This is a genomic window from Allobosea sp. 2KB_26 (genome assembly GCF_052115715.1).
In the GTDB taxonomy this organism is placed as follows: domain Bacteria; phylum Pseudomonadota; class Alphaproteobacteria; order Rhizobiales; family Beijerinckiaceae; genus Allobosea.
Genome location: NZ_JBFRHE010000039.1, coordinates 1 through 12,496, shown reverse-complemented (window position 1 = coordinate 12,496; position 12,496 = coordinate 1). Strand labels below are relative to the sequence as shown.

At 61.9% G+C, this 12,496-nt stretch carries 8 protein-coding genes and 2 pseudogenes; 2 read left to right on the top strand and 8 right to left on the bottom strand.

The annotated features are described in order from the left end of the window. Nucleotides 1-332, bottom strand: a pseudogene (locus AB4099_RS34700) (RNA polymerase sigma factor); the annotation flags it as partial. A 5-nt stretch (nt 333-337) separates the two neighbouring features. Here AB4099_RS34700 and AB4099_RS34695 point away from each other — a divergent pair. After that, nucleotides 338-691: pseudogene (locus tag AB4099_RS34695) on the top strand (GMP synthase (glutamine-hydrolyzing)); the annotation flags it as partial. Nucleotides 692-838: 147 nt separating this feature from the next. On the opposite strand, the gene cueR reads toward AB4099_RS34695, so the two are convergent. From cueR to AB4099_RS34670, 5 genes are all read right to left on the bottom strand, one after another. After that, entirely contained in the window at nt 839-1,234 is a 396-nt protein-coding gene (gene cueR, locus AB4099_RS34690; protein WP_441481431.1) for a Cu(I)-responsive transcriptional regulator, read from the bottom strand. Between the two features lie 110 nt (nt 1,235-1,344). Beyond that, nucleotides 1,345-2,820, bottom strand: a complete 1,476-nt coding sequence (locus AB4099_RS34685) for a multicopper oxidase family protein (RefSeq protein WP_441481430.1) — start codon at nt 2,818-2,820, stop codon at nt 1,345-1,347. A 55-nt stretch (nt 2,821-2,875) separates the two neighbouring features. After that, nucleotides 2,876-3,901: a 2Fe-2S iron-sulfur cluster-binding protein gene (locus AB4099_RS34680; protein WP_441481429.1), complete on the bottom strand. Its 1,026-nt coding sequence runs from the start codon at nt 3,899-3,901 to the stop codon at nt 2,876-2,878. A gap of 9 nt (nt 3,902-3,910) precedes the next feature. Beyond that, nucleotides 3,911-4,180, bottom strand: coding sequence for a glutaredoxin family protein (locus tag AB4099_RS34675; protein WP_113517294.1), 270 nt, complete (start codon nt 4,178-4,180; stop codon nt 3,911-3,913). 58 nt (nt 4,181-4,238) lie between these two features. Then, nucleotides 4,239-6,773 carry a heavy metal translocating P-type ATPase gene (locus AB4099_RS34670; protein WP_113517295.1) on the bottom strand — a complete coding sequence of 845 codons (2,535 nt, stop codon included), beginning with the start codon at nt 6,771-6,773 and terminating at the stop codon, nt 4,239-4,241. 242 nt (nt 6,774-7,015) lie between these two features. Between AB4099_RS34670 and AB4099_RS34665 the strand changes: the two genes are divergently transcribed. Beyond that, on the top strand, nt 7,016-7,216 hold the full coding sequence (locus AB4099_RS34665) for a heavy-metal-associated domain-containing protein (protein ID WP_113517296.1): 201 nt from the start codon (nt 7,016-7,018) through the stop codon (nt 7,214-7,216). Between the two features lie 177 nt (nt 7,217-7,393). On the opposite strand, the gene AB4099_RS34660 is transcribed toward AB4099_RS34665, so the two are convergent. Together AB4099_RS34660 and AB4099_RS34655 are read right to left on the bottom strand one after the other, a co-directional pair. Then, a complete protein-coding gene (locus AB4099_RS34660) occupies nt 7,394-10,588 on the bottom strand; it encodes an efflux RND transporter permease subunit (RefSeq protein WP_441481428.1) in 3,195 nt (1,064 codons plus the stop codon). Next, nucleotides 10,585-11,919 carry an efflux RND transporter periplasmic adaptor subunit gene (locus AB4099_RS34655; protein WP_441481427.1) on the bottom strand — a complete coding sequence of 445 codons (1,335 nt, stop codon included), beginning with the start codon at nt 11,917-11,919 and terminating at the stop codon, nt 10,585-10,587. Before AB4099_RS34655 ends, AB4099_RS34660 begins: the two co-directional genes overlap by 4 nt. Between the last annotated feature and the right edge of the window lie 577 nt (nt 11,920-12,496).

Here is a 12,496-nt window from a genome sequence, read left to right as displayed (position 1 = left end):
CCGATGGCGCGATCAAAGGCCGCAAGGGCAGCGTCGGTCGGGCCCGAGCGGGACAGCAATTCGGCATGCGCCGCATGAAACGGCTGATAGGCTAAGAGCGCTGGGGCAAGCGATTCAAGCGCGTGCAAACCAGCTCCCAGTGCGCCAGCTTCAGCCAATGCCACGGCACGGTTTAATTGCACAACCGGCGTCGGTTCCATCCGCAACAGGGCGTCGTAGAGCAGGATGATCTGCGGCCAGTCGGGCGGCTCAGACTGGGCATGCAAGGCGGCAATCGCCGCCTTGATCTGAAAGGGCCCCGGCGCCCGCCGCGCCATAGCACGATCGAGCAATGCCAGCCCTTCGGCAATCCGGCGAGATCACCAGGGAAAAGCTCGACATCCTGCGCAAGGCCGACGCGATCTATCTCGAGGAGATCCGCAAGGCCGGTCTCTACGACGTGATCCGGCAGGCTTTTGCCGTGCTGCTGCCGGTGCGCACCGTCGGCGTGATGGGCGACTACCGCACCTATGACCACGTCTGCGCCTTGCGCGCTGTCACCTCGGTCGACGGCATGACGGCCGATTTCTACCCCTACGATATGGCCTTCCTCGGCCGCACCGCGACCCGCATCATCAACGAGGTCAAGGGCATCAACCGGATCGTCTACGATGTGACGTCGAAGCCGCCCGATACGATCGAGGGGGAGTGAGACTACGATATTGCCGCCTTTTGTGCAGCCCTTTCCGATCTTCGCCAACCGTCCCTGTGCCGCTCCGGTTCCTCGCAAAACTCGTTCTGCATGCAGCGCAGGAGGAGTGTGCCAGCCTGCTCTTTCATAGTGCTGGAGTGGCAATCACTAGTTGCGTTGCGAGCTCGATAATCCCTCGATGATCGGGCAGTCGGGACGACTATCACCTTGGCAACTGCGGACAAGATGGCGAAGCGTGTCGCGCAACTCCGTGAGCTCCACCAGCTTGCGGTCGATCTCGGCGAGCTTTGTCTTGGCCAGTGTTTTTACATCAGCGCTCTCGCGCTCCCTGTCGTTATAGAGGGAAAGCAGTTGGCGGCATTCCTCGACCGAAAAACCGAGGCGGCGCGAGCGCTGGATGAAGCGCATGCGATGCACGTCAGCTATCGAATAATCGCGATAGCCATTGCTGGCGCGGTCAGCCGTCAGCAGGCCGATATCCTCGTAATAGCGAATGGTCTTGGCTGGCAGTCCCGATTTTTCTGATGCAGCGCCAATATTCATCTGGCTCTCCCTGGAGTGAGTTGAACATCACATAATGCTTCCAGTCGCTGGAAGCTAAAGAACCTTCGTTCGCCGGGGGAACTGTGAGAATAGTTCCCCCGGGCGCTCGGTCAGGCCTCGTAGGCCATCGACGTCATCATGCCGCCGACCATGTGGTAGAGATGGTGGCAGTGCAGCGCCCATTTGCCGGGATTGCCGGCATCAAAGGCGATCGTGACCTGTCCCATGTTGGCCGGAACGAGAACTGTGTCGCGTACGGCGCCCGCGAACCGCCTGCCATTTACCCCGACCACCTGGAAGTGATGCCCGTGCAGGTGCATGGGATGCGACATGGTGGTGTGGTTCATGAAGGTGAGTTCGAATCGGTCGCCAGTTCTCACGGCAAGCGGCTTGTCCGAGCCGTGCACAGCCCTGTCCAGGGTCCAGACATAGCCGGCACCTTCACCCAACATCATGGTGTGCTTGCGCGTTGCCGGCCTTTCCGCGAGCGGCTTTGCTGCCCGCAATTTCTGCTCCAGTTCGACGCCGACAGCCGGAAAGTCTGCGTCAGCGGTCTCGGCGAGTTTGCCGACCGAAGCACCTTTGGCGGCGAGCACCACACCGGTGCGCAACCGGCCGCCTTCCTGCACGGCGAAGATCGGCCATGCCGTGGCTTCCCTGGACAGTTCGAGCAGAATATCGAGCCGCTGCGCGACCGCGAACTCGAAGCGCGAGCCGACGACCGGCTCCACCGGGATGCCGTCGACCGCGATCAGTTTACCCGACAGTTTGCCAAGATCGATCCACATATTGGTGCTGGCGGCGCCATTGATCAGGCGAAGACGCACATGCCCGCCCGGCTCGACTGTGAAAACCTCGGGGTCATCGAGGGTTCGATCGTTGGCGAGAAGCGCATCGTATTGCACATCCTGGAGATGGGACACGCCACCCATCTGCATGCCACCATGATCCATCGAACCTTGGCTTTTCGTGCCGTGTCCCATCGCACCATGGCCCATCGCGGCGCCAGCCGTCATGCCCGGCATGGTGTGCCCTTCATGTCGCGACGCTGCCGGTGGCTTCTGCATCGCCGTCATGTCGTGACCACCGGCCTTGAGCTCGGCGAGGATCTCGGCCGGGTCGCGGAAGGTGAAATCATGGAACAGCACCACGACCTCCTGGACATCCTTCGAAGCGTCCGCCGGATCGAGGACGATCAGGGGGGCGGCAAGCAGATGCTGCTCCTGCAATCCCATGTGCGAGTGCATCCAGAATGTGCCAGGACGAGCGACCGGGAAGTTATAGTCGTAACCCCCGCCGTCCGGGATCGGCTCCTGTGAGATGCCGGCGACACCGTCCTGTTGCCAGGGCGGGGTGAGCCCATGCCAGTGAATCGCAGTCGGTTCGCCGATGCGGTTTTCAAGCCGGACCCGGAAGTTCTCACCGGCATTCATCACCAGGCCATGGCTTCCGCCTGTCTGCGTCAGACCGAGGACGTTGACTGCTTTGCCCTTTACTTCGATGACACGCTTACCTGCGGTGATGATCTTTGGGGCGGAGCTTTTGGCCCTGGCAGGTGAAGCGAAGAGGGCTGGGGCAGTCGTCATCAGGGCGCCTGTTGCTGAAAATTTCAAGAAGTCTCTACGAAGCATGATTGGGACTCTATTTCGGTGATTGCGCTACGGCCTGGATGTCTTCTTCCGGTGTGAAGAAGACATCCGCGTGGATGTCGGATGAGGCAACGCCGCGGGCTGCAAGCACGGAGCCTACGGCGTCGACCATGCCGGGTGGACCGGCGACATAAGCCTTGGCGCCGGCGAGTTGCTGATGATCTTCAGCCAGCGCGTCGGAAACAGAACCGGTGCGCCGGCCTGTTTCGACAGCCTGTGAAAGGACCGGCACGAAGATGAGGTTCGAAAATCGCTGTACGAGCGCGCAAAAATGGTCGACGAGATAGAGATCGTCTTCCGTGCGAGCGCCAAAGTAGAGGTGGATCGGCTGGCTCATGCCGGCACCGAGCGCGGCCTCGACGATCGATTTGATCGGCGCCAACCCGCTGCCGCCCGCGACAGCGATGATGGGGCCACCATGGGCGTCGCGCAGATAGGCCGAGCCGGCCGGGCCTTCGATCTCGACCCTGTCGTCTGCCTTCACCGAAGCATGAATCACACTGCTGGTGCGACCTCCCGGCACAAGCCGGACATGCAGCTCGACAAGCTCGTCGTCGGGCCGGCTCGCCATCGAGTAATGGCGGGCGGGTGCTCCCGGCATGGCGAGCGAGAGATATTGCCCGGCAGCGAAGCGGAAGGCGGAACGATCGTCCAATTTTAGCCGGATGGCGAGGATGTCATGGGTCTTGCTCTCGACCGCGACAACTGTCGCCGCCTGGACAACAGTCGTCATGGCCACATAGGCCTCGTCCAGCCATTCGATGGTCACATCGGTTGTCGGCGCCGAGCGGCAGGCGAGGATCAGGCCGTTGGCCTGATCCTCCTCGGTAAGGGCGAACGGCGAGTGCTTGCCGAGCTCGACATCGCCACTGATCAGCCGCGACTTGCACGAACCGCAGCGACCGGAACGGCAGCCATGCGGATAGGGAACGCCGGCTTCGAGCGCTGCCTGGAGGATGGTCTGCTCCGCGGCAATGGGAATGCGGCGTCCAAGTTGGGGCAGGGTGAGATGGGGCATGGGTCTTGATCACGTAGCCTTGGTCAGGTCGAGCAGCGCCTCGATCTCCAGGCGCTGCACGGCAAAGGTGCCGAAGAAGACGTGCTTGCCGTCGATGATGGTGATGGGGGCGACACGAACGCCGGTGCGACGCTTGGCTTCCTCGGCGATCGCGGGGTCGCGCAGGTCGCGCTCGATGAAAGGCAGCTTCTGCAGGTTCAGCCAGCGCTTCAACGCCAGGCAGTCGGGGCAGGTTGGCGTGGTGAATATCTCGATTGAGGGAGCGATTTTGGTTGGCATGTGCTTGCCCTTTAAAATGAAGTGTGGGTGGCCCGCCTGAAACAGCGGGCCGTTGATGTCACTCGGCGGGCGCGAGTGCCGGGGTGCCGGCTGCTGCGCGAGTTTCCCGGACCGGGGCCCGGAAGCGCTTGAGCCGCATGGCGTTGCCGAGCACGAACACGCTTGACAGTGCCATCGCGCCGGCCGCCAGCATCGGTGACAACAGCGTATCGCTGACTGGATAGAGCACGCCGGCCGCAACCGGGATCAGAGCGGCATTGTAGGCAAAGGCCCAAAACAGGTTCTGACGGATGTTGCTGATGGTCGCCTTCGACAGCGCGATCGCATTGGTCACGCCGAGCAAGTCGCCCGACATCAGCACCACGTCGGCGCTTTCGATCGCAACGTCCGTGCCGGTGCCGATCGCCATGCCGACATCGGCCTCGGCCAGGGCCGGCGCATCGTTGATGCCGTCGCCGACGAAAGTTACAACGCGGCCGCCGGCCCGCAGGCGCTTGATCGCGTCGACCTTGCCGTCGGGCAGCACTTCTGCGACGACCTCGTCGATGCCGAGCTGGGCTGCGATCGCTTCCGCGGTGCGACGATTGTCGCCGGTGATCATCGCGACCTTCAAACCCATGGCCTGCAGGGCGCGAATGGCCTGCGGCGTCGAAGGCTTGATCGGATCGGAAACCGCGATCACGGCAGCGAGCTTGCCATCGACAGCAGCATAGAGCGGCGTCTTGGCCTGCTTGCCCAGTCGGCTTGCGGTGTCGGCGAAGGTGTGCACCGCAATGCCGAGCTTGGCCATATAGCGGTCGGCGCCAACAACAACCTGGTGCTGACCAACCTTTGCGCTGACACCAAAGCCGGGCACGGCATCGAAAGCGCTGACCTCGCCGAGAGAATAGCCTTCGTCCTTGGCAGCAGCCACGATGGCGGCGGCAACCGGGTGTTCGGACTGAGCCTCAACCGAAGCAACGAGTGCCAACACCTTCGCACGCTCGAAACCGCTGGTGACTTCGAGATCGGTCATCACCGGTTTGCCGGCGGTGAGCGTACCGGTCTTGTCGAGGGCCACGACCTGCGTCGACTTCAGAGATTGTAGCGCCTCGCCATTCCGGAACAGCACGCCGAGCTCGGCCGCGCGGCCCGTGCCGACCATGATCGACGTCGGAGTGGCGAGGCCCATGGCGCAGGGGCAAGCGATGATAAGCACCGCAACGGCATTGACCAACGCGAAGCTGACGGCCGGTTCCGGGCCGAAGAACAACCAGACGGCAAAGGTCAGCGCCGCCGCGACCATCACGGCAGGTACGAACCAGGAGGTGACCTTGTCGACCAGCGCCTGGATCGGCAGCTTCGAGCCTTGCGCGGTTTCGACCATCCGGATGATCTGAGCCAGCAGCGTGTCGGCGCCGACCTTGGTGGCGCGGTATTTGAAGCTGCCGGTCTTGTTGATCGTGCCACCGACGACTTCAGCGCCTTCTCCCTTGTTGACCGGGATCGGCTCGCCGGAGATCATCGACTCGTCGACGAACGACGAACCCGACAACACGACGCCGTCGACCGGCACCTTGTCGCCCGGGCGCACCTGGATGACGTCGCCAGCGGCCACATCCTCAAGGGCGACGTCGACGAACTCGCCATTGCGCTCGACGCGCGCCGACTTCGCCTGCAGGCCCATCAGCCGCTTGATCGCTTCGCTGGTCCGGCCCTTGGCCTTGGCCTCGAGCACGCGGCCGAGCAGGATCAGCGTGATGATGACCGCCGAGGCCTCGAAATAGACATTCGCGGTGCCGGCGGGGAGCACGCCCGATGCGAAGGTCGCGACGACGGAATAGGCCCAGGCCGCGGTCGACCCCAGCACCACCAACGAGTTCATGTCCGGGGCGAGGCGCAGCAGCGCCGGCACGCCCTTCTTGTAGAAGCGCAAACCGGGGCCAAACTGAACGATCGTCGCCAGGACGAAGAAAGCGATATAGCGCGGCTGATCATCGACATTCGCCATCAGCCAATGATGCAGTGGTGGGAAGAGGTGGGAGCCCATTTCCAGCACGAAGATCGGCAGCGTCAGCACAGCGGCGATACCAAAATCGCGCTTGAGGTTGGAGAACTCGCGGTTGCGGGCGTCCTCGCGACTGTCGGTTCCCGCCGGAGTCGTCACGGTCTCCGCGCGACGCGGCTCATAACCGGCCTTGCGGATGGCGGCGTCGATCGCCGCGCGTGGCGTGGAACCGGCAAGCAGCTCGACGGTCGCGCGTTCGGTGGCAAGATTGACAGAGGCAGACTTCACGCCCGGAACCGCGGCAATCGCCTTTTCGACACGGTTCACGCATGACGCGCAGGTCATGCCTTCGATATCGACTTCAACCCTCTCGACGGGCACGTCGTAGCCGGCGCCGCGGATCGCGGCGATGACACCGTCGGAATCGATGCTACCCCCAAAGGCGACGTCGGCACTCTCGGTGGCCAGATTGACCGTAGCCGCCGTCACGCCCGGCACGGCTGCGATCGCCTTCTCGACGCGGAGCACACAGGATGCGCAGGTCATGCCCTCGATCGGGAAGCTCTGCCTGGTTGCTGCGGACGGTATTTTAGGCACGGCATTCATCGTTCCTGTCCTCTGTTCGAATTTGATGAACGGAGGCTAGGGCTTCCAGTTACAGGAAGGTCAACAGGCCGGAGAAAATTATAATCTCTCTCCAAGATGTTGTTTTAAAATATGTTTTCTTGTCTTGACTGAAGAGTCGTCAAAAAGATTGCGAGGGGCAATAGGCCGCTTGACCTTCCACTGGCGGGAGCCCGCAGCTTCAGGAAACGGCGCTTGTGCCGATGACGAGACAGGAGAAACCAATGTTAAAATTGAAGGTACCCGACATGACCTGCGGCCACTGCGCCGGAGTCGTCACGAAAGCGATCCAGAGCGTCGACGCGGGCGCCGAGGTCGGAATCGACCTCAAGACCCAGACCGTGACCATCGCCGCGACTTCTGACGCCGCCGCCTTCACACAGGCACTCGACGTGGCGGGCTATCCCGCCACCGTCGCCGCGTAGTTACGGCCTATTTCGGGGGCGGAGCTTCATCTCCGTCCCCAACGCAACATGGGGACCAAATAGACGTTTGAAATGCTGCCCGTTGATGTGTGGGGCGGGGAGGCTTGAGGCCTTCCCGCCCCACACTCGCTACAAAGCCACGTGTCGTTTCAGACACGCCAAGGACGCTGCAAGACCTCAAATTTGTGCATGAGGATCGCCTTCGGCAGTCGCCATCGCATTAACCCCGGAGCCGGCGGCTCGCCGCAGCACCAGCCGCCGGATGACGACATAGAAGACAGGCGTCAGGATCAGCCCGAAGAACGTCACGCCAAGCATGCCGGCGAACACGGCGATGCCCATGGCATGCCGCATCTCGGCGCCGGCGCCCGTCGCAATGACCAGTGGCACGACACCCGCAATGAACGCGAGCGACGTCATCAGGATCGGCCTCAACCGCAGGCGCGCGGCTTCGAGCACCGCGGCAATTGGATCGCGGCCCTTCTTTTCCTCTTCATAAGCGAATTCCACGATCAGGATGGCATTTTTGGCCGCAAGACCGACCAACACGACAAACGCGATCTGGGTGAAGATGTTGTTGTCACCGTTTGAGAGCCAGACGCCGACGATCGCAGACAGCAATGCCAATGGGGCGATGAGGAGCACCGTGAAGGGCAATGACCAGCTGTTGTACTGGGCTGCCAGGATCAGGAATGCCAGCAATACCGCGAGCGGGAACACGATCATGGCCGTGTTCCCGGCCTGTTTCTCCTGGAAGGTCAGATCGGTCCACTCGAATGTCATGCCGGCTGGCAGCGTCTCACGCGCGATCCGCTCGATTGCCGCTGTCGCCTGCCCGGACGAGTAACCTCGCGCTGGCCCTCCTGTAATGTCGACCGAGGGATAGCCATTGTAGTGCATCACCCGGTCTGGTCCTGAACTGGCAACGACGGTTGCAAGAGCTGCGAGGGGAATCATCTCGCCTGCGGCATTGCGCACCTTCAGGCGTGCAATGTCGTCCACTTGCGCGCGGAATGGCTCATCCGCCTGGACGATCACGCGATAGGTGCGGCCAAAACGGTTGAAATCGTTTGCGTACAGGGAACCCAGATTGACCTGCAATGTCTCGAAGATCGCCGTCAACGGAACGCTTTGTGCCTTGGCCTTCACCCGATCGAGATCGACCTGAACCTGCGGCGCATTCATCTGAAAGCTCGCCATCATGCCAGCAAGTTCCGGTGCCTGTGAGGCTTTCGCCATGATCTCGCCCTGCGCCTTTGCAAGGGCCTCAAGACCTGCGCCGGAGCGATCCTCGATCTGGAGCTTGAAACCGCCGATCGTTCCGAGCCCCGGCACCGGCGGCGGCGGGAAAATGCCGACGAAGCCGTCCGGGATCTGGCTGTACTTGCCCATCAGCCGTCCGGCGATCGCATTGGCCGAGAGCGACGGATCCTTGCGCTGATCGAAAGGATCGAGCATGGCGAAGACCACGGCTGCATTTGGCAGGTTGACGAAGCCGTTCACGGAAAGGCCGGGAAAGGCCACGATGCTTTCAACGCCCGGTTCAGCCATCGCGATCCTGGACATCTCCTTGACGACAGCCTCGGTCCGATCGAGCGACGCTCCGGACGGCAACTGGGCAATGCCGACGAGATAGTACTTGTCCTGCGCAGGCACGAAACCGGTCGGAATGCTCTGGAAACCCATCCAGGTCATTCCGACAAGTCCTGCATAGAGTGCCAAGATCACGCCGCTTATGCGGATGGCGCGCCGCGCCGCGCCGACATAGGCGTTCGATGCCCTGTCAAAGAAGCGATTGAACAGGCGGAAGAACCAGCCGAACGCCAAATCGATGCCACGGGTGAGCCAATCGCGGTTTGACCCGGAATGGTGCGGCTTCAGAAGCACGCCCGCCAGCGCCGGTGAAAGCGTCACCGAGTTGATCGCCGAAAGAATCGTCGAGATCGCAATCGTGACGGCGAACTGGCGGTAGAACTCGCCCTGAAGGCCCGACAGAAATGCGGACGGAATGAACACCGCAGCGAGGACGGACGTGATCGCGATGATCGGCGCGGTCACCTCATCCATCGCCTTGCGGGCCGCTTCCTTCGGCGTTTCGCCAAGACCGATATGCCGTTCGACATTCTCGACGACAACGATGGCGTCGTCGACGACGATGCCGATCGAAAGAACCAAGCCAAACAGCGACAAGGTGTTGAGTGAGAAACCCATGAGATACATCACCGCAAGCGTGCCGACGAGCGAGATGGGCACGGCAACCAGCGGAATGATGGAAGCACGCCATGTCTGCAGGAACAGGACGACGACGATGACGACGAGAATGATCGCTTCGAGCAACGTCGTCATGACGGCGGCCAGGGACGCACGCACGAAGACGGTCGGATCGTAGGCAATCCGGTATTCCAGGCCCTCTGGAAAACCTCGCTGCAACTGCTCCATCTCGGCATGCACGGCGTTGGAGACGTCCAGCGCATTTGCACCGGGGCGTTGAATGATCTGTATCGCGACGGCCGGTTCACCGTCGAGGAGGCTACGCAACGCGTAGGCGTCAGCACCGAGACCAATCCGCGCAACATCGCGCAGGCGTACGATCTGCCCGTCATCGCCTGTCTTGATGACGATCTCGCCGAATTGTTCCTCGCTGGACAGTCGCCCCAGTGTGCTGACCGTGACCTGATAGCTGGCGGCCTCCGACGGCTGCTGGCCAACCGAGCCGGCTGCGACCTGGACGTTTTGTTCGCGAATGGCGGCGACGACATCCCCTGCCGTCAGACCACGTGCAGCAACCTTGGCGGGGTCCAGCCAGACGCGCATGGCGTATTCGCCGGCGCCCCATACGATGACATCGCCAACCCCTGGCAGGCGGGCGAGCGTGTCGCGAATTTGGAGGGTAGCAAAGTTGGAGATGTAGAGGGGATCGTAGCGCTTGTCGGGCGATACCAGGTGCACCACCATCAGGATGTCGGGTGACGTCTTTTGGGTCACGACGCCGATGCGTTGAACTTCTTCCGGCAGGCGTGGCAGGGCGCGCGACACGCGGTTCTGCACCTGGATCTGCGCCATGTCCGGATCTGTGCCCTGAGCGAAAGTGACGGTGAGCGTCATCCTGCCGTCGGTCGCAGCCTGGGAACTCATATAGAGCATGCCCTCGACGCCATTGATCGATTGTTCGAGTGGGGAGGCCACTGTCTCGGCGATCACCAGCGGGTTGGCACCCGGATAACTTGCGGTCACCTGCACGGTCGGCGGGGTGATGGACGGGTATTCGCTCAATGAGAGCCGAACCAGGGCGATCGCTCCCGCGATCAGCATGAGGGCGGAGAGAACGATCGCAAAGATCGGCCGGTTGATGAAAAAGCGTGGCAGGCTCATCGACGTGCCGCCTGCGTTTTGCCATTGGCAACGCCGTTGACTGAACGCTGATCGAGCGCCATCGCGATCCGGTTCGGGGTAACCTGCATGCCGGGGCGGACGAGCCCCTTGATGATGATCGTGTCACCGGGGTTGAGGCCGCTTGCAATGGCGCGCAGCCCGTCGTTCATCGCGCCCAATTCCACCGGCCGGTATTCGACCTTGTCACCGGCACCCAGCACCAGCACGTAGCGGTGTCCCTGATCGGTTCCTATCGCTTGATCATCGATGAGAACGGTCTCTTGGGGCGCGCTCGTCGCAAGTTTCACCCGCGCGAATAGGCCTGGTGTCAGTCGGCCTTCGGGATTGGCCAAAACAGCTCGGGCGCGGATCGTCCCGGTGCTGCGATCGATACGATTTCCGAGGAAGTCCAGGGTGCCGGAATGCGGGTAGCCGCTCTCGGTGGCGAGCCCGACTTCAACCAGGAATGAGGTGCCCTTGCGCCCGACTGCCTTGGGGCGGGTTTGGCTCAGGAAGCTCAGATAGGTTGGTTCATCGATATCGAAGTAGACATATGCGGGATCGACTGACACGATCGTGGTGAGCAATGTCGCTGCAGCTCCGGAGGCTCCGGTGACGAGGTTTCCTTCTGTCACAAGTACCCTGTCGACGCGTCCAGCGATCGGAGCGGTCACGCGGGAATAAGAAAGGTCGAGCCTGGCTGCGGCAACTGCTGCCCTTGCCTCCAGCACTTGCGCTTGCCGCTCCCGCTTCCTGGACAAGGCGTCATCATGGGTCTTGCCGGAGATGACTCCGCTCGGGGCCAGCCGCTGCGATCGGTCGAGATCCGTCTCTGCTTGTGAGAGCAGAACCTCGGCCCGTTGCAGCTGCGCTTCCGCATTCTGGAGCGCGACCTCAAACGGGCGAGGATCGATCTGGAAGAGCAGCTGGCCTCGTTCGACAAGACCACCTTCCGGCACGCTGACGGATTCAAGCGTACCGCCGACACGCGGCCGTAGCTCGACCGTTTTGGCTGCCGCAACGGCGCCAGTAAACTCCGACGATCTTGCGATCACCCGCGTGACGACTTCGGCGACCGGAACCTGCGGCGGTGGCGGGGGCATAGGAGCGATCTTGCTCGTTTCGCCTGAGGTCAGCGCCCGGCTGACAGTGGCAGGCACACCATTGAGATAGACAAACAAGGCGCCGCCGCCCGCGGCCACCAAAGCAAAGAAAAATATCCTAGACTTCCCAGTCATTCGAACTACCTCGTCGCCAGAATACGCGACGTCTTCGACGACATCGCTTGACCATTCCGGCGACGGTAGTGCTTTCAGTGACTGGAAGGTCAACAGCGGCTCAGGGAGTGCGTGGCAGCGTCTGAAGACGCCGACAGCAGGCAACAGATGAGCCCTCCCGATTGGGAAAAATTCGTCAACAAAATCAAAAGCGCAGATCTGCGAATTTTATTGGGAGGATTATATTTTTTATAAGTAAAAACAATAGTTTATGGGGTTTCCAGACAATCGAGTAGGAGTGAGGGCTCGCGGCTGCAGCAAGCCGACCTCCGCCGCGCCTCACGTGCATGCGAATAGTGTGCATGCGAGAACGATCGTGGATAGCGCTCCTCAGATTGTCGAGGCCATGGTTTTGACCAACTCCCGAGGGGCTCCTTCTCCGCCGGATTTGGGATCAGATGGACCGCTATTGCGGTCCTAGAGTTGTCTCTTCCACTTGCCGGGCGACCTGATCCCGCCGGCGCCTGAGAAGGACCGCGTCCGATGGATTGGACGCAAGGCCGATGGCGCGATCAAAGGCCGCAAGGGCAGCGTCGGTCGGGCCCGAGCGGGACAGCAATTCGGCATGCGCCGCATGAAACGGCTGATAGGCTAAGAGCGCTGGGGCAAGCGATTCAAGCGCGTGCAAACC

Bases quoted from the DNA above. Each gene is read 5' to 3' on its own strand.
- AB4099_RS34685 (WP_441481430.1), bottom strand. From the start codon at position 2,820: ATGACGACTGCCCCAGCCCTCTTCGCTTCACCTGCCAGGGCCAAAAGC.
- AB4099_RS34660 (WP_441481428.1), bottom strand. From the start codon at position 10,588: ATGAGCCTGCCACGCTTTTTCATCAACCGGCCGATCTTTGCGATCGTT.
- AB4099_RS34680 (WP_441481429.1), bottom strand. From the start codon at position 3,901: ATGCCCCATCTCACCCTGCCCCAACTTGGACGCCGCATTCCCATTGCC.
- cueR (WP_441481431.1), bottom strand. From the start codon at position 1,234: ATGAATATTGGCGCTGCATCAGAAAAATCGGGACTGCCAGCCAAGACC.
- AB4099_RS34670 (WP_113517295.1), bottom strand. From the start codon at position 6,773: ATGAATGCCGTGCCTAAAATACCGTCCGCAGCAACCAGGCAGAGCTTC.
- AB4099_RS34665 (WP_113517296.1), top strand. From the start codon at position 7,016: ATGTTAAAATTGAAGGTACCCGACATGACCTGCGGCCACTGCGCCGGA.
- AB4099_RS34675 (WP_113517294.1), bottom strand. From the start codon at position 4,180: ATGCCAACCAAAATCGCTCCCTCAATCGAGATATTCACCACGCCAACC.